We start from the raw sequence: 23,907 nt of genomic DNA on the forward strand, positions 1-23,907 counted from the left end.
CAACCACGTCCGACCACACGAAGCGATCGCTTGGAACCGGCCCGCCGACGTCTACGCCGGCACCGCCGACCCCACCACCCCCAACTTCGAAATCGAAGAAACCCTGCCAACTACTTGACGCGGGACATCCTGTCGCGTCACCGTTCAAGACTCACCCACCGAGGAGCGGAACCTCTTGATCAACACGCCCTAGTAAGCCTGATCTGCACCCTCGCCAGCTTCATCCCCGTTGAGAGCTTCCTAGCTCGCTCCATGCTCGTCATCGTGCCCTATCTGCTCGTGCCCGCCGGCCTCGCCGCCACGGCGTTCGCGGTCGTCGCCGCGGTGCTCACGCACAGGTTCCGCCGGGCGAGCCGAAGCTGACGCTTACAGCTGTAAACCGGGGCCCCGCAGTGGCTCGGCCGAAGAGAACCGGGAAGGGGCTCCGACGCCCGCTCGCCAGCAGGGATGTGTCGGCATCTGAGTGCTCTTTGGTGTGCACTGTAGGCTGTGGGGGATGGTCTCTTCAGCCCGGATTCCGCGTTCCGCGACGCTGAACGAGCAGTGGTTGATAATGAGGCTCATTACTAGCATCGGTCTGGCGTTGCTACTGATGCTCGGTCTGGCAGCAACGGCGCATTCGGAATCGAGTGAGGCGACGTCTATTCCGCTCGTGGTATCCGGGCTGATGGACCCGCACGTGGAACCGGTGGCCGACGCCCCCGCAGAGCACGAGGAAGTCGGCAGCGGCGCATGGTCCGGATCGAACGCGCTGGCCGGTGCGGCGTTGTGTGTCTTCGGTGTTCTGTGTGGCCTCACATTCATGGTGGCTTTGCGAAGGCTATGGCACCGACGGATGCCGCCCGTTCTCCGTGAGGCACCTCGGGTGCCTTCGCTGTTTCCTGCGCCGGCCCTGAGCGCGCACCCGGTCGTGTTGTCGTTGACTCAGCTGGGTCTTTCTCGAACCTGACATCTGGCACGCCGCCCCGTGGTGGTGGTGTTTCGTCCCGGGCTGTGTGTGCTCGGGTGCTGTCCTGTGTTGTGTCTTGGTTTGGAGTACCCGATGAAAACGTCAGTAAAGGCGACGTTGATCAGTATTGCCGTTGTGGTGGTGCTGATTGGGGCCGCGTTGATCTATGTCCTTATCAATCAGAGCAAAGCCGCTCTGCCCTCATCCGGGAACGGCTCCTCGTCGTCGCAGCTGGTGCGGCAGAACTCGCACATTCTCGATGGCGGAGGTGAGGGAGCGGTCACGGTGGTGGAGTTCCTGGATTTCGAATGCGAGGCATGTGGGGCGTTCTACCCGATTGTGGAGGATCTGCGGGAGCAATTCGACGGGGAGATCACGTATGTGGTCCGCTACTTCCCTCTGCCGGGTCATTTCAACTCAAAGAACGCCGCGGTAGCTGCGGAAGCGGCCGCGCAGCAGGACCGGTTCGAGGACATGTACCACCGGTTGTTTGAGACTCAGGCGGAGTGGGGCGAGGCGCAGGAGTCGCGTGCCGATTTGTTCCGCGGCTTCGCGGAAGAGCTCGGCCTGGACATGGCGGCCTATGACGCCGCGGTGGCGGACCCAGCGACGACCGAGCGTGTCGAGTTTGACTTCGAGGAGGGGCGCGCTCTGGGGGTAAGGAGCACACCTACGTTCTTCATCGACGGGAAACTCGCCGAGCTGCAGGAGTGGGATGACCTGGAGAATGCCGTCCAGGCTGCGGTGAGCGGTGGGCAGTGATGCGGACGGGGTTGTCGCATCGTCGGGTGATCGTCGTCGGCGCCGGGCAGGCCGGTCTCGCGGTCGCTGTGGCGCTGAGCGCTGTAGGTCTTCGACCGCAACAGGATTTCGTGGTGATCGACGCGGCCCCGCCTGGGCACCGTTCCTGGGCGTCGCGGTGGCATTCGATGAAGCTGCTCAGCGACGCCCGCCACAGCGCGCTGCCTTCCCGACGGCTGCTGGGTGATCAACACCGGCATCCGCGCGCGGATGAGATGGCTGACTATCTCACTTTCGTAGAAGCAGGCTTTGGTGTGGAGACGGTCTGGGGCGTCCGCGCGACCAGGGTGGAGCATCGGGGAGATGGCTCGACATTGTTGTTGTCGACGACAGCGGGTGAGGTGCAGACCCGCAACGTGGTCTGCGCGACCGGTGCGCACACTCACCCCCGGGTTCCCGATTGGGCGAGCGGGCTGACGGTGCCAGGGGTAGTGATGCACAGCAGCGAGTACTTGTACCCAAAAGAGATCCCCGCTGGCGACGTGCTGATCGTCGGCGGCGGAAACAGCGGTGTGCAGCTGGCCCGCGAATTATCTGCCTCGCACACCGTCACGCTGTCCGTGCGCACTCCGCGGCAGCATCGGCCTGAGAGAAGCTACCCCGCCGCAGCAGGTGAAAGCGTGTCGCTGTTGTCGCGGAAGAGGCGACCCGAGCCTGTCTTTGGCGACAGCTACGAGCGGCTTCGCCGTGCGGGCGTTACGATCACCCCCGCAGTGGAAGCCGCTAGCGGCGCGGTAGTGACCTTCGCCGACAGCACCCACTTCTCCCCCCGATCGGTGATTCTCGCAACCGGCTACGACCCTGGTGATCGTTGGCTGCCGCAACCGCCCAGTTCTCCTCGGCCTCGGCGCACCATGACCGGTCTTCCCGGGTTGTTCGTGGCGGGGATGCCGCAGTACGGCGGTCGCGGGTCCGACACCGTGGCAGGGGTTCGGAGAGACGCGACGACGATCGCCCAGCACATCATCAACCGGCCCTGAAAGGACCGAGACCATGACCTCTATACCCGTTGCCGTCCGCGCATCCCGGCGCCGATCACCTACCCCCGGGGTCCGTCGACGCTCCGTTCTGCCCGGGCTGGCGGCGCTGCTGCTGACCGCCGGTCTGCTGTTCGCCGTTGCAGCTCCCGCGGCCGCGCACGATGAGATCGTCTCGTCCTCCCCGGAACCCGGTTCCACGATCACCGTGGTCCCGGAGGAGATCTCGCTGACCTTCAGCGGGGAGATTCTCACCGATTTCAGCGCGGTGATCATCGAGGTCGTCGCGGCAGACGGGCAGAACCTCGCGTCCGGAGACCCCATCATTGACGGGACCACCGTCACCCAGGCTGTGCGGCCGGGTCAGACTGGGGTCTTCACGGTGCGGTGGCGGGTCGTCTCCAGCGACGGGCACCCGATCAGCAATGAGTACCAGTACACCGTCGAAGCCGTCGCGGTGCCCACCAGTACCCCCATCTCCGAAGCGACCGAGCAACAGACACCCGAACCGTCTGCGACGACCCCGGCCGCGACCTCCGCAGAGGTTCACAACGGCCCCTCCGGAGGGGGGGAGCTTCTACCCGTCTTCGCGGTCGTGAGCGGTGTAATCGTTGTCGGCGGCGCTCTGATTGTCGTACTCATGGTGGCTCGAGAGCGCCGCCGTCGCGACAGAGCAGCCGCAGCTGCTGCGTCCGGTCAGGGCAGCGGAGACACGAGGAAGGACGGTCCCGCTGATGAATCGTGAGCAGTCCCGACGATTCGCGATCGCCTGTCTGGCCGCCGGCGTGGTGGTCCTGATCGACCAGGCGACGAAAGCGGCCGCACTCAGCGGGTTGAGCCAGGACGAGCGCCTCCCGCTGCTGGGAGATCTGCTCGGGCTGCAGCTCGCATTCAATCCGGGCGCGATCCTCTCTCTCGGCGCCGGGTTCACGGGGCTACTCACTCTCCTCGGCGTCGGCGCGGTGGTGGTGTTGATCGTCGCCGCGGCGCGGGCACGGACGGGATGGTGGGCGGTGGGGATCGGGCTGATCCTGGGCGGCGCGATCGGCAACGTGATCGACCGGCTGTTCTCCCCGCCTGGCTTCGGGGTCGGGCACGTCACCGACTTCCTCGCCTACGGAACCCTCTTCATCGGAAACCTCGCCGATGTCGCCCTCGGCGCGGGCGTGATCGTGCTCGGCCTGAACATCTGGGTCCGAGACCGGCGCGCCCGCACGGACACAACGAATGACGGGGTGACCGGCGGGGCAGCGCCGGCGGGATCGGCGGTGAGCGGGTCATGATGGCTAAGCAGCGCACCCCGTCTGTGTATCAGCGCAACGCGTTCGCCCCGGGGCTGCTTGCGGCCGCGGTGTTGTTCCTCGCGCCGGTTCTGATGGGCGGGGACTGGTTCACGCTGGTGCTGTTCGTCACCGCGATCTTCGCGGTCATCGTCGGCTGGTTCGCGATTCAGGCGCGGCAGTGGTGGTGGGTGCCGGTGTTCGCAGCGATCGTGGTGATCTGGAACCCGGTGTTCCCGTTTCCGTTCACTGGCCCGGTGTGGACGGCCGCGCAACCGGTCGCCGCGGTCGTGTTCCTGGTGGCCGGCGCACTGATCAAGGTCAAGCGACCATGAACCACCGCCCTCTGATCGCCACCGCCTCGGTTCTGCTTGTGGTTGGGCTGCTCGCCGGGTGCGGATCCAGCGACTCGCTCGCGCAGCAGTACCGGGACGGGAACGAGAAAGGCTACATCTCCGGCGACTTCCAGATCGTCGAGATCCCCGACGCCGATCGTGGAGAGCCGGTGGTGTTCGAAGGCGTCACCGAGACCGGCGAGACGGTGTCCAGCGACGACTACCGCGGCGGGGTGCTGGTGGTGAACTTCTGGTACGCCGCCTGCGGGCCATGCATCGTCGAGGCGCCGCTGCTCGAGGAGGTCTGGCAGGAGTACCAGGAGCAGGGTGTCGCGTTCCTCGGGGTCAACACCTACGACCAGCCCGCGACCGCACTGTCTTTCGCCCGCGACAACAACGTCACCTACCCGAGCGTGATCGACGTGAACGACGGCAAAGTGAAACTCGCATTCGCGCAGGTCACCCCAATCCAGGCCACCCCCACCACCCTGGTTATCGACCAGGAAGGGCGGGTCGCCGCGCGGATCATCGGGCAATTGGCCAGCGCATCGATCCTGTCCACCCTGGTCGCCGACACCCTCGCAGAGGACAGCTCGTGAACCCGGGAGCGGTCATCGTCGACGGTGCCCTGTGGGTCGCGATCCCGGTCGCGATCCTCGCCGGGCTGGTCTCCTTCGTGTCCCCGTGCGTTCTCCCACTGGTGCCCGGTTACCTCGGCTACCTCGGCAGCACCACCACCACCACAACATCTCCCACCGTGAACGGCGGGCGCACCGCCACTGCGGAGCGCGCCCGGCTGCTGCTTGGCGTAACACTATTCATCGCCGGGTTCACGATCGTCTTCGTCGCCGTAACGATCCTCGGGGGCACCTTCGGATACCTGCTGCTGCAATACGCGGGCATCCTCACCCGTGTGTTCGGGATCATCATCATCGCCCTCGGGCTGGTGTTCCTCGGCTTCTTCGGCATCGCGCAGCGCACCCTCCGCCCCCGCACCCAGGGCAGGGCCGGGCTGATCGGCGCGCCGCTCTTGGGGTTCGCGCTCGGCGTCGGCTGGACCCCCTGCATCGGCCCGACACTCGCGGCGATCATCTCGATGTCGTGGAACCTCGGCGACCCCGCCCGCGCCGGCCTGCTCGGGCTGGCGTACTCGCTGGGCCTAGGCATCCCGTTCCTGATCCTCGCGGCCGGGTGGGGCTGGGCGTCCCGATCGGTCACGTTCCTGCGCCGCCACATCCGGGCGCTGAACATCATCGGCGGGGCCATGCTCATCGCCCTCGGCCTGCTGATGGTCACGGGACTGTGGACGGCGCTGATGTCGCAGCTGCAACAGGTGGTGATCAATGTCCCCCTCCCGCTCTGACACCGGCACCGACGTCACAGCCGACCCGCTGCGGCCCCGTGACCACGCCGACACCGACGTCGATACCGCAACCGAGATCACCCAGCCGGCACTCGGCATCACGGGCTGGCTGCGGTGGGCGTGGCGGCAACTGACCAGCATGCGCACCGCGCTGGTGCTGCTGCTGTTCCTCGCCATCGCCGCCGTGCCCGGGTCGCTGTTCCCGCAACGCAGCGCCGACCCCAACGGGGTCATCCAGTGGGAGCGAAACAACCCCGACGTGTTCCCGCTAGCGGACGCGGTTGGGCTGTTCGACGTGTACCTGTCGCCGTGGTTCTCCGCGATTTACCTGCTGCTGTTCACTTCCCTGATCGGTTGCGTGATTCCACGCGCCAAGCATCATTACAAGGCGCTGCGCACTCGCCCGCCGCGCACCCCGGCGCGGCTATCACGCCTGTCCGAGTACCGAGAGGCCACCATCCCGGTAGGGGACGCGCAGCCCGACGTCGCCGCGCACGCGGTTGACGTCGCGGCAGAGCAGCTGCGTAAGTCCGGGTACCGGGTGGAACGCTACGACGCCCGCGGCGCCGCGTCGGTGTCTGCCGAGCGCGGATACCTGCGGGAAACCGGCAACCTCATCTTCCACGTCGCCCTCGTCGGGGTGCTGGTCTCGGTGGGAATCGGCGGGTCGTTCGCGTACACGGGGCAACGAGTGGTGGTGGAAGGCACCACGTTCGTGAACGCGCTCAGCGACTACTCCTCGTTCAACCCCGGCCGGTTCGTCGACGGCACAGGTCTTGCCCCCTACTCGCTCACCCTCGATGACTTCCAGGTCTCCTACCGGCTCCCTGGCACCCCGGGCGCAGGCCAGGCCGGCGACTTTTCCGCGGACGTCACCATCCGCCAGCCTGGGCAGGATGACCGGCCGCAGAACGTGATCGTGAATTACCCGATCACCGTCGAGGGTGACCGGATCTACCTGCTCGGCAACGGCTACGCCCCCACCCTCACGATCCGCGACGCCGCCGGCGAGGTGGTGTACAGCGAGTCGCAGCCGTTCCTGCCGCAGGACGGCAACATGACCTCGCTAGGGATCATCAAGATCCCGGATGGGCTACCCGAACAGGTCGGGTTGGTCGGGTTCTTCTACCCCACCCAGGGCGTCTTGCCCTCCGGCGCGTTTACCTCGATCTACCCCGACGTCATCAATCCCGTGATGACGCTCAATGTGTTCAGTGGTGATCTGGGCATCGACGACGGCACTCCGAGATCGGTGTACACGCTCGAAGTGGACGGGCTGACCCAGCACACCGGCGGCGACACCGCGGTCGATTCGCTCGAGCTCACTCCCGGCGCCACAGTGGACCTGCCGAACGGGTGGGGCACTATTACGTGGGAGGAGGTCACGGCGGAGGAGCCGGTGAAGCGGTTCGCGTCGTTGCAGATCCAACGGGACCCCAGCAGCGGCTGGGTGCTCGCGTTCTCGGTCCTTGCCACCCTGGGCCTGTTCGCCGGCCTGTTCGTGCCCCGCCGGCGGCTCTGGGTGAAAGCGCACACCACCCCGGGTGGCGTGCACGTCGAATACGCGGGGCTGGCCCGCGGCGAAGACCCTGCGTTGGCACGCGCCGTCGACGAGTTCGCGGCCCGCCACGCGCAGATCCTCGGCGTAGACCAGCCGGCGAAGGGTACGCTGTGACGACCGTGTGGATTCCGGACGCCCCGCCGACCCTGGGCGGGTTCCTCACCCCGGCCCCGCTTCCGGCCCCGGTGTTGCCGATCCTCGCGGGACTCCTCGCGGTCGTCTATCTTGCTGGCGCGATCCGCATGTGGGCGCGCGGCCGGGGCTGGCCGGTGTGGCGGACGATCAGCTTCCTGCTCGGCTGCGTCGCCCTTGCCGCCGTGACTGGGCTGGCGGTGGAGAACTATGGGTATGCCCTGTTCTCGGTGTTCATGTTCCAGCAGCTCACCTTGATGATGGCGATCCCGCCGCTGCTGGTTCTCGGCTCTCCCGGCACCCTGCTGTTGCGCGCTACTCCGCACCACGGCCCGGGTCTCCTGGTGCTGCGTGCCGCGCATGCTGGGCTGCGCAGTCGCACCGCGCGGTGGTTGCTCAGCCCGTGGCTGGCGGTGCCGCTGTACCTGGCCGCGTTCTATGGTCTGTACCTGGCGAACTTCGCCGACCCGATCCTGTCCACTATCACCGGGCACACCCTCCTCGAGGTCGGGTTCCTGGTCGCGGGGATGCTGTTCACCATCCCGATCCTGTCGTCTGACCCGCTGCCGGTGCGGATGAGTCACGGCGGCCGCGCCCTGGACGTGTTCGCCGAAGCCGCCCTGCACGCGTTCTTCGGCGTCTTCCTGATGATGGCCACCACCACCCTCATCGATGGGTTCGCCGGCCCGACGAGCGCGCTGGGCATCGACCCAATCGAAGACCAGGGCCTCGCCGGTGGGCTGGCCTGGTCCTACGGCGAGGCCCCCACCTTGCTGATGCTCATCTACGTCATGCACCGCTGGTTCCGCGACGACACCGCCCAGGCGGTCGCCGCCGACCGTCGCGCCGACGTCCACGGAGATCCCGAGCTCGACGCCTACAACGACTACCTCGCCCGCCTCCACCAGAAAGACACCTGAACCATGCGCACGACCCTGCCCACCCCTGCGTCGGCCGCCGCGCCGGAGCTGGAGGCGCCGCGCCGCACCGTTGCGGCGTGGTCGCTGCCGGTGTGGGCGGCGGTGCTGGCATCCGGGGCCGCCGGCCTGCTGCTGGATCTCGCCTCCGCGCCGGTGGGGTGGTGGCCGTTGACGTTCGTGAGCGTCACGGTCGCCCTAGTGGCGCTGATCGGCCGCAGCACCGGCGGAGCGTTGCTGGTCGGCACGGTCTTCGGCGCCGTGTTCTACATGACACATCTGGTGTGGGTGGGGGAGTTCCTCGGCCCGGTGCCGTGGCTTGCCCTCGCCGGGCTGGAAGCGGTCCTGTTCGGCGCCGGTGCGGTGCCGATCACCCTCGCCTACCGGTGGACCGCCCGATATCCGGCCCGCGGGGCCGTGCAGCTGCTCGTGGTGCCGCCGCTGATCGCGGTTCTGTGGACAGCCCGGGAGGTGGTGATGGGCGCGTGGCCGTATTCCGGATTCCCGTGGGCGCGCCTCGGCATGACCCAGGTGGGCGGGCCGCTCGCGGAGGTCGCGTCGTGGACCAGCGTGAACGGCCTCTCCTTGCTGATTGTCGTGGTGTGCGCCTCTGTGGTGCAGTGGGTCCGCGCTGGCGGCCTCCGGTTCATGCTGGGGCTGCACCCTGCCGTGAGCGTCGCTGTTCTCCTGGTCGTGACACCGCAGTTCCCCACCGCGCCGGCCGGGGAGTTCCGCGTGGGATGGGTGCAGGGAAACGGCCCGACCGGGTACTTCGACGACAAGGCGCCTGGCGACGTCCTGGCCGCGCAGACCGCCGCCACTGTGCCGCTGTACGGGCAGCCGATGGATCTGCTGGCCTGGCCGGAGGGCGGCGTCGACGCCGACCCGCTCAGTGATCCCGCCGCCGCCGAGGCGTTGAACCGGGTCGTGCGCTCGGCCGAGGCCCCGCTACTGATGAACGCCGCCACCACCCGCGGCGACGATGTCTTCAACACCTCCCTGCTGTGGACTGCGGATCCCACGGACCGGCAGTGGCACGACAAGGTCAATCCGGTCCCGTTCGGGGAGTACGTGCCCGACCGGTGGTTCTACGAGCTGATCGTCCCCGACTTGGTGGGACTGATCCAGCGGGAGTACACCCCAGGCACCAATTCGCCGATTGTGCGGGTCGGCGATGTCGGGGTGGGGTTGGCGATCTGCTTCGACGTGATCTACGACGCTGTGATCTGGGAGGGCGCCCGCGCCGGCGCGGAGGTGTTCGTGTTCCAGACCAACAACGCCGACTTCCGTGGGACCGACGAGAATCTGCAGCAGCTCGCGTTCGCCCGGATGCGCGCCATCGAAACCGCTCGCGCCGTGGTCAACGTCTCGACGGTGGGCACCAGTCAGGTGATCGCCCCTGACGGCACCACCCTCGACAGTATCGGCGTCGACACCGCAGGCGCGTCGATCGGCGCCGTCCCACTGCGCACCGGACTCACCCCCGCGGTGATCCTCGGTCCCTGGCTCACGGCTCTCATCATCCTCGCCGCCGTCGGCGCTCTCACAGCGGCGGGGGTCTCCCACCGTGCTCGCACGTGTGCGGACGGCGCAGATCGTTCGACTAATCCGGGGAGGCAGTCATGAACACGCCACGGGAGAGGCCTGCCGGAGGTCGACTTGCCGGGTCGCGGCGAATGCTGGCGACGGGCAGTGATCTCACCCTTCCTGATGATTTGATGGCGGAGGAGTGTGGGTGCGCGCCCACGCCCGCGGAGAGCCGCGCATTCCGGGCTGGTGTGGGCCGGCGCACTCTGCTGACCGCGGGAATATTGAGCTCGGTCGCCGTCCTGGTCGGCGGCCCGCTGCTGCCGCCAGCGTTCGCGGCGACCTATCCGTCCTGGGAGGACGTGCAAGCCGCGAAAGCAAAGGAGGCCACCAAAGCCGCTGAGGTGCAGCGGATCCAGGGCCTTATCCAGAGCCTGAACGGTGAGGTGGCGCGCACCCGCACCGCCGCCGAGCAGGCCGCTGGTGCGTTCTACACCGCCCAGCAGGAGTATTTCGACGCCTCCTTCCGGGCCGACACGTTGGAGTCCCAAGCCGACGTGGAAGCGCAAAACGCGGCCGATGCGGCGAACAAGGCCGGCCGCATCGCCGCGCAGCTATACCGCGATGGGGGCGACACAGCCTCCCTTGAACTGTTCTTTTCCGGGTCGGCAGCGACCGCGGACGATCTCCTGTCCCGGCTGGGCGTGATGGACAAGCTGCTGGAACGCAACCAGGGAGCGTATGCGGCCGCGATCACCGCCCGCGATGCTGCGCAGAGCCTCACCGATCAGGCCGTGGTCGCCCGAAACGAACGGGACCGGCTGCAGCAGGTCGCCGAGCAGAAGATGCTCGAGTCGCAGCAGGCCGCGGATGCCGCACAGGCCGCGGTGGACGCGCAGACTCTCCATCTCGGCGAGTTGCAGGCCCAGCTCGCCGCCCTCGAGGACACCACCGCGAAAACCATCGCCGATTATCAGGCTGGAATCGAGGCTGCCCGCATCGCCGAGGAGCAGCGGCGAGCGGCGGAGCGTGCCGAAGCAGAACGGCTCGCCGCCTCGGGCGGCGGCGGGGGTGTGGTCAGCTCCGGATGGGCACGGCCGACATCAGGGAATCGCACGTCGGGGTTCGGGCCGCGCAGCTCCCAGTGCGGAAACGGGTACTGCTCGACCAGCTATCACTACGGCGTGGATCTCAGCGGCGGCTGCGGCGCGGGGATCTATGCCGTCGCGGCGGGCACCGTCGTCTACGCCGGGTACAACGGTGGCTACGGCAACTACATCAAGATCGACCACGGCGAGGGGATCGGCACCGGGTACGCCCACATCCGCAACGGCGGCTTCTACGTCGGGTACGGGCAACGCGTGAATGCTGGCGACCTGATCGCCCGTGAGGGAGAGACCGGCAACGCGTTCGGCTGCAACCTCCACTTCGAAGTGTACGTGGGCGGCTCCCCGGTCAACCCCGCCACTTTCCTCGCCGCTCGCGGCGTCTCCATCTGACCGGAAATGAAGGAGGACACCATGGCTGAACGGACCACCCCAACGGGGGATCACCTCCAGTCGGTCCCGACACGACGCAGTCTTCGAGGGCTCGCGACACCGCCTCCCGCTTCGTGCGCATCCGTGACGTCGCGCGCGCCCAGTGCAGCAAGTGCTCTGCGTAGGCCGACGTCGTTGCGCCCAGCACGGACGCTGGTAGTCCTTGCGATGGTTGCTGGTCTCGTTGCCACTTTTGCTCTCCCGGCGTACGGGGCTTGGCAGCCCGCGGACTTGGAAACCCGCTCACTGCAGCAGGTCGCTTTGGAGGACGCGCAGTCATTGGTCGTCGCGTCCGATGCGGGCGCAGCGCAGCTCACCCGCGACAGCTACGCTGCCACCAGTCAGGAGGAGATTGATCAGAAAAAGGCGCGAGAAGCAGCGGCACAAGCAGCCGCTGAGCGTGCGCGGGCGTCCGCGCAGGTCGCGTCGGTACCGTTCGACTACGGCATGGTGCCCCCTGGCAGCGGAGCCGTGCGGTGGCCGGTCGGTGGCCCGTTCACTGTGACAGACAGGTTTGGAGCTCGCGGCGGCGCGCACATGGGGACCGACATGGTCGCTGCCGGCGGCACCCCCGTCTACGCCTCCGTCGACGGTGTCGTGCGGATTTCACAGGACAGCTACGGCGCATACGGGGTCACCGTCGTCGTGGAATCCGTTCTGAACGGGCAACAGGTGAGGACGGTGTACCCCCACATGCAAACCGGCAGCCGACAGGTCGCCGCCGGTCAGACCGTCACGGCCGGGCAGACCGTCGGACTCGTGGGCAGCACGGGCCGCTCCACCGCGAACCATCTGCACTTTGAGGTCTACCTCGACGGAACCGCCGTGGACTCGCTGGCCTGGCTGGAAGCGAACGCGGGCTGACCCATGTGCCGCACGGATCTTCCGCACCACCCCGCTCGCGGGCACTCCCTGACCGAGATAACGAAGAGGACGACCCTGCCATGACCGGAACCGACCCGCTCTCCCTCGACGGCATCTCACTGCTGCTGGTGTGGACGTCGATCGGCACCTACCTGCTTGCGTTCATCGCGTACACCATCGACCTGGCTCAACGCTCCGTCCCCGCCGGCGTCCCACAGCAAGAGCCGGTCCTGGCCGGCGCTACCGCCCGGGCGAGCCAGCAGACGGAAAAGGCCCAGAGTGGGGCGGTGGATAGCGTTCGCACGCCGCCTCCACAGCGGCAACGGCTGCTGTGGGCACGGATCGGAACGTCGCTGACGGTCCTCGCGTTCCTGTTCCACCTGGCCGGCACCATCCTGCGCGGGATCGCCGCAGAGCGGGTGCCATGGGCGAACATGTACGAGTTTGCGCTAACCGGCACCGTCTTGATCGTCGCCGTCTACCTGCTGGTGCTGCGCCGCTACGACCTCCGCTTCCTGGGTGCGTTTCTCATCGGCATGGTGGTGCTGCTGCTCGGCGGGGCGACAATCTCGTTCTACGTCGAAGTTGTGCCGCTGATGGATCCGCTCAAGAGCGTGTGGCTGGTCATCCACGTCTTCGTCGCCTCCCTGGCCACCGCCCTGTTCGCGATCGCCTGCGGCATCTCCATCACCCAGCTCCTGCAGGCCCGCCGTGAGCGCCGCGCCCGAGCATCCTCGGATACTGCCCACCCCGCCGGTCCCGGGTTCTTGCGCACTCTGCCCACCGCCGACGTGCTCGAGTCCCTCGCCTACCGGTTCGCGATCGTGGGGTTCGTGTTTTGGACCTTCACCCTGATTGCCGGTGCGATCTGGGCCAACGACTCCTGGGGTCGCTACTGGGGCTTCGACGTCAAGGAAGTGTGGACGTTCGTGATCTGGGTGGTCTATGCCGGGTACATCCACGCCCGCGCGACCCGGGGGTGGCGTGGCACCCGCTCCGCCTGGCTGTCCATCATCGGGTTCGTCGCGGTGTTGTTCAATTTCACAATCGTGAACATGTTCTTCCAGGGCCTCCACTCCTACTCCGGCCTCACTTGATCCTCTTCCGCAACTCCTCACATGAACTGGAAGCACACCTATGCCTTCGAACCGCTCGAACTCGACCAACAGGTCTCAACATGGGCCGGTGACCGTCAAACAACAGCGTGAGCAAAAGCGCCAACAAAAGTTGGCCAAGTATCAGAAGCAGCTCGCCAAACGCCGTCGCAGCAAACTGGTCTGGTGGGTTGTCGGGTCAACGGCGGCTGTGGTGATCATCGGCCTCGTCGTTGCGTCCGTCGTGCTCGCACCGTTACCGCCAAGACAGTACGAAGCCGGCAGCGAAGGGGCAACCATTGAAGGAGTCCAGACCTTCGAGAACACGGCTGAGCACGTCGCCGGTGCTGTCCAGTACGAGCAAAGCCCTCCAGCGGGCGGCCCGCACAACGCCGTCTGGTTGAACTGCGGCATTTATGACCAACCGGTCCCGAATGAGAACGCGGTCCACTCCATGGAGCACAGCGCTGTGTGGGTGACCTACAACCCCGACGAGGTCGCCGGTGAACAACTCGGAACCCTCAAGAGCCTTCTGCCCGCAACCTACGTCGTTCTCTCGCCTTATGAGGGACTGGATGCGCCGATCGTGATGTCCAACTGGAACCAGCAGCTGAAGGTTGATTCGGCGAACGACGAGCGTATCGGCGCCTTTTTCGAAGAGTACTGGCGCAGCCAGAACGCGCCTGAGCCGAACGCCGCCTGCACTGGCGCATACGACGCACCGGGAAAACAATGAGCCGCAGTGAAACCAGCGACGCGTCCCCATCCCGAGGGTGGCCGCGGTGGTGGATCGTCGTCCTTATCCTGCTCGCGGTCGGCGCGCTGACCTTCGCTGCGGGGCGCTTCTCAACTTTCGGGTCGCAGGGCGCGGGCACACCGGGTACCGACTCTCCCGAGGCGGGGTTCTCACGCGACATGCAGGTGCATCACGCGCAGGCCATCCAGATGGCCATGGAGATCTACCGCAAGACATCCGACGAGGAACTGAGGATCTTCGCGTACGACATCGCCACCGGGCAGGCGGGCCAGCGCGGCGAGATGTACGACTGGCTCGTGCAGTGGGGGCTGTCGCAGTCCGGTGGCCCGATGATGCAGTGGATGGATGCCTCTCCGGGTGGGAGCGACCATGCGATGTCTGACGGTGCGGCAATGACGGAGGAAGAGGCGCGCATCGCGATGGGCATGGCCTCCAGCGAAGAGATCTCCGCTTTGGAGGGCGCGACCGGGCAGCAAGCCGATTGTCTCTTCCTCGGGCTGCTCACTCGCCACCACGAAGGAGCCATCCCCATGGCGGAAGCGCTCATCGAACTCGGCACAGATCCACGTGCCCTGACCGTCGCAGAGAACATCAAGAACGGACAGACCGCCGAGATTAGCGCCATGAAATCCATGCAGGCGCGGATCGGCTGCGAATAACACCCGACTGCACCTCCGCGGCGGGTGCCGCAAACCTGCTCCGCCTGGCTGCGAATGATCCCGACCCGAGGGAACCACCGTGACCCCAACGCCCAGAAAACGTCTCGCAGGCGACCGCGCGGCGAGCAACCCGATTCACACCGTGCACGAATGATGTCGCGCAGCAGAGAGATCAATTACCGCACGTTGCGGGTACTCGGGCCGACGATCCTCGTTGGGGTGGCACTCGCTGTGCTGGTCGGCGCACTGGCATTCGGTGGCGGCGCTGCACAGCTCCCCCTCGGTGATGCCGGCCCGGTCGTACGCTGGGGGCTTCCGGCCGCGAAGCTGATCGTGAACCTCGCCGCGGCGGGAATGGTCGGTGTGCTCGTGACGGCGTTGTTCACGTTGCGGACGGGTGAGCGCGAGTTCGATATCGCCCTCGATACCGCCTCGATCTCCGCCGCCGTGTTCACCGTGGCGGCCGGTACGACCGGGTTCCTCACGTTTCTCAGCGTCTTCAACCCCGCGATCGACGTCGGACCGCAGTTCGGTGCCCAGCTCGGACGGTTTCTCGTCGAACTCGAGGTGGGCCGGACGTGGCTGATCACAACGGTCGCGGGCGCAGCACTCACCGTTCTGACATTCGCGGTGCGGTCCTGGGTTGGAACGCTTCTGGTCGCCCTGCTGGCGGTCTCCTCGCTCGTGCCGATGGGCACGCAAGGGCACTCCGGTGATGACGCCCTTCACCGCGAGGCGATGATGGCGCTCATCCTGCACATCATCGGCGCCGCGGTGTGGCTCGGCGGTCTCCTCTTGCTCGTCGCCATCCGTCCAGTCCTCCAGCGGCAGCGCATCGCCGATGTCGTCGCCCGCTACTCAAGCATCGCCTTGGCCGCGTTCGTGCTCGTCGCCATATCCGGCATGGTGCGCGCGGCGATCGGCCTGCAGCAGTGGTCGGACCTGCTCTCCCCTTATGGCGCAATCTTGGCCGTGAAGGTTGTCGCGCTGGTCGGTCTCGGACTGTTCGGCGCGTGGTACCGCATGCGGCTGATCGGCAAGATGCGCGGTTCTGACGGGGCATCCCGCCCCTTCTGGATCTTGATTGTGTTCGAGTTGGCGTTGATGGGCGTCGCCAGCGGTGCCGCTGCAGCGCTGGCCCGCACCCCTCCCCCGAACCCGGCCCCGCTTCCTGCGACCCCGACGCCAGCGGAACGCCTCACCGGCGCACCGCTGCCCGCGGAGCTCACGATCGAACGGTGGGTCACCGCATGGAACATCGATCTGCTGTGGGCGGTGATCGCCGGATTTGCGATCTTCTTCTACCTTGCCGGGGTATGGCGACTGCGCCGCCGCGGCGACCCCTGGCCGGTACACCGCACGATCATGTGGGTCACCGGCATGATGCTGCTGGTGTGGGTCACCGGCGGAGTCATCAACGTCTACCAGGACTACCTGTTCAGCATGCACATGCTCGGCCACATGCTGCTCACGATGGCGATCCCCGTGCTGCTGGTCGCTGGTGCCCCCGTGACCCTGGCGGCCCGGGCGATCCACAAGCGCGATGACGGCACGCGCGGCGGCCGCGAGTGGATCCTCTGGGCGGTGCACACCCCCATCGCCCGCGTACTGACGAACCCCTTCGTCGCTGCGGGGCTGTTCATCGGGTCGCTCTGGGCGTTCTACTACACCGATCTCTTCCGCTGGTCGCTCTACGACCACCTCGGACACGAGTGGATGATCGCCCACTTCCTCATCACCGGATACCTCTTCGCCCTCACCCTGATCGGCATCGACCCGGTGCCCTGGCGCCTCCCGTACGCGGGCCGGCTGCTGCTGCTCATCGGCGTCATGGCGATGCACGCCTTCTTCGGGGTGGCGATGATGATGCAGACCGGGCTCATGGTCGCCGAGTGGTTCGGGTCGATGGGACGTACATGGGGCCCCTCTCCGCTCGAGGACCAGTACATCGGCGGCGGTCTCGCGTGGTCGGTCGGCGAGATACCGACGCTCATTCTCGCCATTACGGTGGCGATTCAGTGGAGCCGCAGCGACGCCCGCGACCAGAAGCGCAGCGACCGCCACGCCGACCGCACCGACGACGCCGAGCTCGAGGCGTACAACGCGCACCTCACCGCGCTGGCGAAGAAGGACGCCCGTGACCGAAGATGACACCCGCGGATTGAATCGGCCTGACTTTCGTTCCGTTCTTCAAGCAAGGATGGAACTCGATGAACAGGAAGTACTCGCCGGAGATGCGTGAGCGTGCGTTGCGGATGCTCGCGGAGGCGCGGCCGGAGCACCCGAACATGATGAGCGCGGTCCGTCACGTCGCCGGCCTGCTCGGGATGAGCCCGGAGACGCTGCGGCTCTGGCAGCGCCGCTACGAGGTCGACGCCGGCACCAAGCCCGGCGTCACCACCGACGCCGCCGCCAGGATCAAGCAGCTCGAGAAGGAGGTCTCGGAGTTGCGGAAGGCGAACGAGATCCTCAAGGCTGCGAGCGTGTTTTTCGCGAAGGAGCTCGACCGTCCCTGACCGAGATGATCCGGTTCATCGACGAACACCGGGATCGTTTCGGGGTCGAGCTCATCTGCCGGGTCCTCCGACCGGCAGTGCAGGGCTTCCTCACCTCCCGCGGCTACCGCTCCGCCGTCGGCCGCGCACCGTCCGCCCGGCAGCTGCGGGACGACCTTCTCGTCCCGGAGGTCGCCAGGCTGCATGCGGAGAACTACGGCGTGTACGGGCGCCGGAAGATGCACGCGCTGATGCGCCGACAAGGCTGGGAGATCGGCCGTGACCAGACCGAACGGCTCATGCGGCTTGCCGGCGTGCGCGGGGTGAGGAAGTCGAAGCGGGTGTTCACCACGCGCTCCGACAAGACGGCGGCGCTACCGAGCGATCTCGTCAATCGCCGCTTCACCGCCCCGGCGCCGCGACGGCTCTGGGTCTGCGACGTGACCTATGTCGCGACGTGGTCCGGGTTCGCCTATGTCGCGTTCGTCACCGACGTCTACTCGAGACGCATCGTCGGATGGAACGTCGCCGCGACGCTGCGGTCCGAGATCCTGCCGATGCAGGCGCTCGACATGGCGGCGTGGGGCGCCGGCGGCCGGCTCGACGGGCTGATCCATCACGCCGACCACGGGTCGAACTACACCGCGATGGTCTACACCGAGCGGATCGTCGAGCTCGGCGCGGTCCCTTCCACCGGGACCGTCGGCGACAGCTTTGATAACGCGATGGCGGAAGCGGTGAACAACCTCTACAAGACCGAGCTGATCCGTCAGCAAGGACCATGGCGGACCGTCGAACAGGTCGAGTTGGCGACGCTCGAATGGGTGTGGTGGTGGAACAACCAGCGCCTCCACGGCGAGCTCGACATGCGCACCCCGGTCGAGGTCGAGACCGCGTATTACGCTGACCTGGAATCAGCCCAATCGGCGCCTGCCGGGCAAGGCTCCCGATAGGAACGAAAGTCAGGCCGATTCAGATGGTGGTCGAGGGTAACCAGGAGGAAGCTTGTCGGGACGCAGACACCAAGGCCTGCCGTACCGTGCCCCGGCGCACCGTAGCGGCGGGCGAGTGCTCAGATACTGAGCTCCTCGCTCGCGCGTCACGGCGAATGTTCGCGAATAGCCTCGACCCTGTTCCCCATCCCGACCACCGCCCTCCCCGCCCTCGGCGAGCAGGCCAAATCTCCAGGTAGGTCGGAATCAGACCGTCACCCTGGTCTCAGAACAAGCGGTCACAGACACTCACGCCCCGGTGAGCACGAGCCATACCAGGACACCGTTAAGGATGATGAGAAAGACGGCTGCGGCGATTCCCGCTACCGTCGTCGCTACATGGTTGCGGAAGGGGCCGAGCACCTCAAACTTTGCCGTAACCACGATCAACGGCACAAGCGCAAACGGGATGCCGAACGAAAGCAACACCTGGCTCAGCACGAGCGCGAGAGTAGGATCGACGCCGAACCCAAGAAGAACAAGCGCGGGCACAAGCGTCACCAGCCGACGCGCGAGCAACGGTACGCGGAGGCGCAGCAAGCCTCGCATGATCTCCGCACCCGCATACGCTCCGACTGACGTACTCGCCAGACCGCTGGCGAGTAGTCCGATGGCGAAAAGGGTCGCGACGACAGGACCAATGTCGTCGTAGAGAGCCGAGTATGCACCCTCGAGGGTGTCCGTGCCGGGCATTCCAGCGAGATTGGCTGCAGCCAGTAGAAGGATGCAGAGGTTGACGGTGCCGGCGATCAGCATCGCGAGCGTGACGTCCCAGCGCGTCGCGCGCAGTAGACGGGATGTCGAGATCCCGCGAACGTCATCGAGCATGACGCCTCGCGGTATGGCACCCGCTGTCGCCAGGTTCTTTGGCGCAGGCGGCGTGAACCGATCACGCGCGAGGGCGCCGTGCGCATAGATTGCGTGCGGCATGATTGTCGCACCGAGGATCGATGCAGCCAGGAGCACGGAGCCAGTGCTGTCGAAACGCGGAAGTAGTCCGCCGACCACCCGGGCCGGGTCAGGCGCTCCGACGAACACGCCGTAGGTAAAGCCGATCGCGATGATGACCGTAAGAACGATCACGGCAAACTCGAACGGCCTCGCCCCGCCGCGCGACTGCACGAGGAGCAAAGTGAGCGAGACGCCTCCGGTAATGATCCCACCCCACAAAAGCGGGATGTCAAATAGCAAGTACAGCGCAACCGCTCCACCTATGACCTCGGCGATGTCGGTCGCCATTGCGACGAGCTCGGCCTGGAACCAGTACGCCCGACGCGCCCAGGAGTTGTGAATACGGTCGCCCATGGTTTCTGGGAGGCTCCGCCCTGTGACGATACCGAGTTTCGCCGACAGGTATTGAATAAGCCAAGCCATGACATTGGCGAGCACAATGACCCACACGAGCAGGTAGCCGTACCGAGCGCCCGCCGTCATATTGCTCGCCACGTTGCCCGGGTCAAGGTAGGCCACTCCAGCGACAATCGCCGGACCTATCAGCCAAGCCCTGCGGTTCGTGGACACGCGACGCGCCGCGCGGGAGCTCCGAGATCCCGGCCAAAAGGGAGTCGGCACCCAAGAAGGCTAATTTTTCGGTGTGCCGAAAACAAGGGGGACGCTCGGTGACCGCAGTAGACAGGCTTATTCTCGCGGTCGATCCCACGACGCTCCCCGCCTTGCACGAAAAACAGGCGCATGAGGTCCGCCGTAGTAGCTCGAAGAGGGCTACGCGTCATGGCGGCTGTCGCCTCGGCGCCCTCCCACACATTCGTCAGATGACGTTGGCATAGATGCGTTGTCCAAAAAACGATATCATCGCATTATGACGATGAAGGTCGCGGTTGGATCCCCGCTGGATGAAGGTGCCACCGAAGTGTATGCCCACCTGTTCGACGCACTCGGGGACCCAACCCGATTGGCGGTCCTACAGCACCTCGCCTCCGGCGAGCATCGAGTACGAGATCTGGTTGAGCACATCGGTCTTGCACAGTCCACCGTGAGTAAACACCTGAGCTTCTTGCTCGACTGTCGCCTGATTACGGTCCGTCCGGAAGGTCGCTCCTCGTGGTATTCGCTGACCGAGCCAAACGCAACCGCCGCGCTCATCAACGCGGCTCAATCGCTCCTCAGCGCCACCGGAACCCACGCCCAACTGCACACACACCTGCGTGACCCCCACCTTGCCCACAAGGAGAGAACGGAGATCCGCTAATGGGCGCTGGGCACAATCACGGTTCCACCCCGGGCGCCGCAGGCCAACCGGGGGACCACCGCAAGAGGCTTTGGATCGCTTTTGGCCTTACCGGGATAATTGTCGTCGCCCAAGCAATCGGATCAATTGTCACGGGCAGTCTCGCGCTACTCACCGACACCGCACATGCGATCACGGACGCTTCTGGCCTCCTGGTTGCCCTGATCGCTGCAACCCTCGTATTGCGGCCGGCCAGCGCGAAGCGCACGTGGGGTTTCCGTCGCATCGAGGTCATCGCCGCAATGGGGCAAGCGACCCTGCTCCTCCTCGTTGGCGCCTACACCGCGATCGAGGGAATTCGCCGCTTGTTCGAACCGCCCGAGGTGCCGGGAACCGAGCTCCTGGTGTTCGGCATCATCGGCCTCACAGCCAACATCGCCGCAATAGTCCTTCTGTCCTCAACTCGCGAAGCAAACTTCAACATGCGCGCCGCGTTCCTTGAAGTACTCAACGATGCACTGGGATCGCTTGGCGTCATTACGGCAGCGATTGTGATCGCAACCACAGGTTTCATGCAGGCTGACGCGATCGCCGGCTTGTTGATCGCCGCGCTCATCGTGCCGCGCGCCTTCAAGCTCCTACGCGAGACCACTAGCGTTCTAATGGAATTCACGCCTCCCGGCTTAGACCTCGACCAAGTTCGTGCCCACATTCTCAAGCTCGACCACGTCAAAGACGTCCATGATCTGCACGCTTCCATCGTCGCAACCGGGCTGCCCACCATCAGCGCTCACGTGGTCGTTGAAGATCGGTGCTTCTCAGACGGTCACGCTGCGAGAGTGCTGGAGGAGGTGAAGGAATGCGTCGCCAACCACTTCGAGGTCTCTGTTCTCCACTCCACCTTTCAGATAGAAACAGCTCATATCCAAGAGGAGGAGGCGACCGTGACCCACGCTTGAGGCTCTCGAACAGCCAGATGATTCGTGACCAATCGACGTAGGTGAGCTAGATAGGCGCAGTTCTCGCTACTGTTCATGCGCCGTTGGTTCGTTGAAATGGTCGTCCGAGGATTCAGATAAGGCGGGATCCGCCGCGCCTCATCGGTCGATGACCGGCTGTACGGGCCGATCTCCCACCCAAATAGTTCATTGTCCAGTGTATAGTCATCGCATGCTGACTCATGCCGATCGACTCGACATAATGAACCGGCTGGGGCGCGCCATGGCCGACCCGACCCGCTCACGCATCCTCCTGACGCTTTTGGCCGGCCCGAGTTACCCCGCGGTGCTGTCTCGCGATCTGGGGCTTTCCCGCTCGAACGTGTCGAACCATCTGACGTGTTTACGGGGGTGCGGGATCGTGGTGGCCGAGCCCGAGGGGCGGCAGACCCGCTACGAGGTCGCAGACCCGCACCTTGCCCGCGCCCTGACGGCGCTGGTTGATGTGACGCTCGCGGTCGACGAGAGCGTGCCGTGCATGGACCCAAACTGCGGGGTCGAGGGCTGCGTGCCGGGGGAGGTTCGGGCATGAGCGCGGTCACGAGTTCGCAAGTCGAACACGTCGACCTCGACGACGACGACGATGACGATGACCGGCCGTGGTATCGGAGCCCGAGCGTTCTGATCCCGATTGCCTCCGGCGTCGCGTTCGCCGCCGGCCTGGTGTGCGACTGGACCGGCGCGGAGACCGCGGGCCTGGTGCTGTTCTGGATCGGTCTGCTGCTGGGCGCGTACACATTCGTGCCGGGCGCACTGCGCAAGCTGTTCACCAAGGGCAAGCTCGGCATCGGGCTCCTGATGACGATCAGCGCCACCGGCGCCGTGATCCTCGGCTACGTCGAGGAGGCCGCCGCACTGGCGTTCCTGTACTCCATCGCGGAGGCGCTGGAAGACAAAGCGATGGACCGCGCCCGCGCAGGGCTAAGGGCGCTGTTGAAGCTCGTGCCCGACACCGCACTCGTCAAGCGCGGCGACGCCACAACGGAGGTTGAGGCGAAGGAGCTGCGTGTCGGCGATGTGCTCACGGTCCGGCCTGGTGAACGGATCGCGACAGATGGTATCGTGCGTGCCGGGCGGAGCAGCCTGGACACGTCCGCGATCACAGGCGAGTCGATCCCGGTCGAGGTCGAGCCCGGCACCGACGTGTCGGCCGGGTCGATCAACACCACCGGTGTCCTCGAAGTCGAAGCCACCGCCGCCGGCACCGACAACTCGCTCACCACGATTGTGGAACTGGTCGAGCAGGCGCAGGCGGAGAAGGGCGACCGCGCCCGCCTGGCCGACCGAATCGCCCGACCCCTCGTGCCCGGGGTGATGATCCTCGCCGTGCTGGTCGGCGTGCTCGGGTCGCTGCTGAGCGGCGACCCCGAGCTGTGGATCACCCGCGCCCTGGTCGTGCTGGTCGCAGCGTCGCCGTGTGCTCTGGCGATCGCGGTCCCGGTCACCGTCGTATCTGCCATCGGCGCCGCCTCTAAGTTCGGTGTGGTCGTGAAGTCCGGTGCCGCGTTCGAGCGGTTCGGTGGCATCCGCCACCTCGCCGTCGACAAGACCGGCACCCTGACTCGCAATGAGCCCACGGTCACCCATGTCGTCACCACCGGCGCGACAAAGGATGATGTGCTGGCATGGGCAGCGAGCCTGGAAGGTCACAGCACGCATCCCCTCGCCGCAGCGATCACCAACGCGGTTCCCGACGCTCCGGCCGCTACCGGCGTTGGCGAGACCGCGGGCCACGGCATCGTCGGCACGCTCGACGGTGCTCATCTCGCCGTAGGGAGTCCACGCTGGCTGGACGCTGGCACGCTGGCCGACGAGGTGCAGGCGATGGAGTCCGAGGGGATGACCGTTGTCATCGTCCACCGCAACGACCAGCCAGTCGGCGCGATCGGGGTGCGGGACGAGCTGCGTCCTGAGGTTCCTGAGGTCATAGCGACATTGAACCGGCGCGGGATCGGGGTGACGATGCTCACCGGCGACAACGCCCGCACCGCCGCGGCCCTCGCCGCGCAGGCCGGCATCAGCGACGTGCGCGCCGAACTGCGTCCCGAGGACAAGGCCACCGCCGTCGCGGAACTGTCGAAGTCGCAGCCCACCGCGATGATCGGGGATGGCATCAACGACGCCCCCGCTCTCGCGGCTGCCGACCTGGGAATCGCGATGGGAGCCAAGGGCGCGGATGCCGCGATCGAGTCCGCCGACGTCGCATTCACAGGCCACGACCTGCGCCTCATCCCGCAGGCCCTCGCTCACGCCCGTCGCGGCCGCAACATCATCAACCAAAACGTCGTACTGTCCATCGCGATCATCGCTGTCCTCCTGCCGTTGGCGATCACCGGAATCCTCGGACTTGCCGCCGTGGTGCTCGTCCACGAAGTCGCGGAAGTCATCGTCATCCTCAACGGCCTCCGCGCGGCGCGGCGCGCACAAGCATGACCGGGTCCGCTGACAGCCGTGCGCCCGGAAGTGGGGGTACCGTAGTC

23 protein-coding genes and 1 other annotated feature are annotated in these 23,907 nt (G+C 66.3%); of the genes, 22 read left to right on the forward strand and 1 reads right to left on the reverse strand.

The window, feature by feature from the left end:
• Positions 1-496 precede the first annotated feature (496 nt).
• The 18 genes from MA875_RS11145 (at position 497) to MA875_RS11230 (ending at position 18,202) form a co-directional block, all read left to right on the forward strand.
• Positions 497-949, forward strand: a complete 453-nt coding sequence (locus MA875_RS11145; RefSeq protein ID WP_039712034.1) for a hypothetical protein — start codon at positions 497-499, stop codon at positions 947-949.
• A gap of 93 nt (positions 950-1,042) precedes the next feature.
• A complete protein-coding gene (locus MA875_RS11150; RefSeq protein WP_179561481.1) occupies positions 1,043-1,711 on the forward strand; it encodes a DsbA family protein in 669 nt (222 codons plus the stop codon).
• A gap of 26 nt (positions 1,712-1,737) precedes the next feature.
• Positions 1,738-2,730 carry a flavin-containing monooxygenase gene (locus MA875_RS11155; RefSeq protein ID WP_248242368.1) on the forward strand — a complete coding sequence of 331 codons (993 nt, stop codon included), beginning with the start codon at positions 1,738-1,740 and terminating at the stop codon, positions 2,728-2,730.
• Between the two features lie 13 nt (positions 2,731-2,743).
• Positions 2,744-3,472, forward strand: coding sequence for a copper resistance CopC family protein (locus MA875_RS11160; protein WP_248242369.1), 729 nt, complete (start codon positions 2,744-2,746; stop codon positions 3,470-3,472).
• Positions 3,462-4,010, forward strand: coding sequence for a signal peptidase II (locus MA875_RS11165; RefSeq protein ID WP_248242370.1), 549 nt, complete (start codon positions 3,462-3,464; stop codon positions 4,008-4,010). Before MA875_RS11160 ends, MA875_RS11165 begins: the two co-directional genes overlap by 11 nt.
• Positions 4,007-4,342, forward strand: a complete 336-nt coding sequence (locus MA875_RS11170) for a DUF6804 family protein (RefSeq protein WP_248242371.1) — start codon at positions 4,007-4,009, stop codon at positions 4,340-4,342. The genes MA875_RS11165 and MA875_RS11170 overlap by 4 nt, the downstream gene beginning before the upstream one ends.
• Positions 4,339-4,941, forward strand: a complete 603-nt coding sequence (locus MA875_RS11175; RefSeq protein ID WP_248242372.1) for a TlpA family protein disulfide reductase — start codon at positions 4,339-4,341, stop codon at positions 4,939-4,941. The genes MA875_RS11170 and MA875_RS11175 overlap by 4 nt, the downstream gene beginning before the upstream one ends.
• Positions 4,938-5,705, forward strand: a complete 768-nt coding sequence (locus MA875_RS11180; protein WP_248242373.1) for a cytochrome c biogenesis CcdA family protein — start codon at positions 4,938-4,940, stop codon at positions 5,703-5,705. Before MA875_RS11175 ends, MA875_RS11180 begins: the two co-directional genes overlap by 4 nt.
• Entirely contained in the window at positions 5,686-7,380 is a 1,695-nt protein-coding gene (gene resB, locus MA875_RS11185; RefSeq protein WP_248242374.1) for a cytochrome c biogenesis protein ResB, read from the forward strand. The genes MA875_RS11180 and resB overlap by 20 nt, the downstream gene beginning before the upstream one ends.
• On the forward strand, positions 7,377-8,318 hold the full coding sequence (locus MA875_RS11190; protein WP_248242375.1) for a cytochrome c oxidase assembly protein: 942 nt from the start codon (positions 7,377-7,379) through the stop codon (positions 8,316-8,318). The genes resB and MA875_RS11190 overlap by 4 nt, the downstream gene beginning before the upstream one ends.
• Before the next feature lie 3 nt (positions 8,319-8,321).
• Positions 8,322-9,941: an apolipoprotein N-acyltransferase gene (gene lnt, locus MA875_RS11195; protein ID WP_179561439.1), complete on the forward strand. Its 1,620-nt coding sequence runs from the start codon at positions 8,322-8,324 to the stop codon at positions 9,939-9,941.
• A gap of 50 nt (positions 9,942-9,991) precedes the next feature.
• A complete protein-coding gene (locus MA875_RS11200; protein ID WP_248242376.1) occupies positions 9,992-11,341 on the forward strand; it encodes a M23 family metallopeptidase in 1,350 nt (449 codons plus the stop codon).
• Positions 11,342-11,611: 270 nt separating this feature from the next.
• Positions 11,612-12,244: a M23 family metallopeptidase gene (locus MA875_RS11205; protein ID WP_248242377.1), complete on the forward strand. Its 633-nt coding sequence runs from the start codon at positions 11,612-11,614 to the stop codon at positions 12,242-12,244.
• A gap of 80 nt (positions 12,245-12,324) precedes the next feature.
• Positions 12,325-13,341 (forward strand): c-type cytochrome biogenesis protein CcsB, encoded by a 1,017-nt coding sequence (gene ccsB, locus MA875_RS11210; RefSeq protein ID WP_248242378.1) that lies wholly within the window; start codon positions 12,325-12,327, stop codon positions 13,339-13,341.
• Between the two features lie 40 nt (positions 13,342-13,381).
• Positions 13,382-14,074, forward strand: coding sequence for a thioredoxin-like domain-containing protein (locus MA875_RS11215; protein ID WP_248242379.1), 693 nt, complete (start codon positions 13,382-13,384; stop codon positions 14,072-14,074).
• Complete coding sequence (locus tag MA875_RS11220; protein WP_248242380.1) at positions 14,071-14,754, forward strand: DUF305 domain-containing protein; 684 nt, start codon at positions 14,071-14,073, stop codon at positions 14,752-14,754. Before MA875_RS11215 ends, MA875_RS11220 begins: the two co-directional genes overlap by 4 nt.
• A 150-nt stretch (positions 14,755-14,904) precedes the next feature.
• Complete coding sequence (locus MA875_RS11225) at positions 14,905-16,905, forward strand: bifunctional copper resistance protein CopD/cytochrome c oxidase assembly protein (protein ID WP_372492569.1); 2,001 nt, start codon at positions 14,905-14,907, stop codon at positions 16,903-16,905.
• Between the two features lie 59 nt (positions 16,906-16,964).
• Positions 16,965-18,202 (forward strand): IS3 family transposase gene (locus tag MA875_RS11230; protein ID WP_372492570.1). Its coding sequence is split into 2 segments (ribosomal slippage): positions 16,965-17,250 and positions 17,250-18,202, totalling 1,239 coding nucleotides; the frame shifts between segments, so codons are not numbered across the junction.
• Positions 17,235-17,340, forward strand: a sequence feature (AL1L pseudoknot). Its footprint overlaps the gene before it by 106 nt.
• A 288-nt stretch (positions 18,203-18,490) precedes the next feature.
• On the opposite strand, the gene MA875_RS11235 is transcribed toward MA875_RS11230, so the two are convergent.
• On the reverse strand, positions 18,491-19,762 hold the full coding sequence (locus MA875_RS11235; protein WP_039711342.1) for an Nramp family divalent metal transporter: 1,272 nt from the start codon (positions 19,760-19,762) through the stop codon (positions 18,491-18,493).
• Between the two features lie 298 nt (positions 19,763-20,060).
• Between MA875_RS11235 and MA875_RS11240 the strand changes: the two genes are divergently transcribed.
• The 4 genes from MA875_RS11240 (at position 20,061) to MA875_RS11255 (ending at position 23,860) form a co-directional block, all read left to right on the forward strand.
• Entirely contained in the window at positions 20,061-20,450 is a 390-nt protein-coding gene (locus MA875_RS11240) for an ArsR/SmtB family transcription factor (RefSeq protein ID WP_179561446.1), read from the forward strand.
• Positions 20,450-21,388 (forward strand): cation diffusion facilitator family transporter, encoded by a 939-nt coding sequence (locus MA875_RS11245; RefSeq protein WP_039711339.1) that lies wholly within the window; start codon positions 20,450-20,452, stop codon positions 21,386-21,388. The genes MA875_RS11240 and MA875_RS11245 overlap by 1 nt, the downstream gene beginning before the upstream one ends.
• 211 nt (positions 21,389-21,599) lie before the next feature.
• Positions 21,600-21,959, forward strand: coding sequence for a Cd(II)/Pb(II)-sensing metalloregulatory transcriptional regulator CmtR (gene cmtR / locus MA875_RS11250; RefSeq protein WP_039711340.1), 360 nt, complete (start codon positions 21,600-21,602; stop codon positions 21,957-21,959).
• A complete protein-coding gene (locus MA875_RS11255) occupies positions 21,956-23,860 on the forward strand; it encodes a heavy metal translocating P-type ATPase (protein ID WP_248242383.1) in 1,905 nt (634 codons plus the stop codon). The genes cmtR and MA875_RS11255 overlap by 4 nt, the downstream gene beginning before the upstream one ends.
• Positions 23,861-23,907: the final 47 nt, after the last annotated feature.

This window comes from Microbacterium kunmingense (assembly GCF_023155745.1).
Lineage (GTDB): Bacteria > Actinomycetota > Actinomycetes > Actinomycetales > Microbacteriaceae > Microbacterium > Microbacterium kunmingense.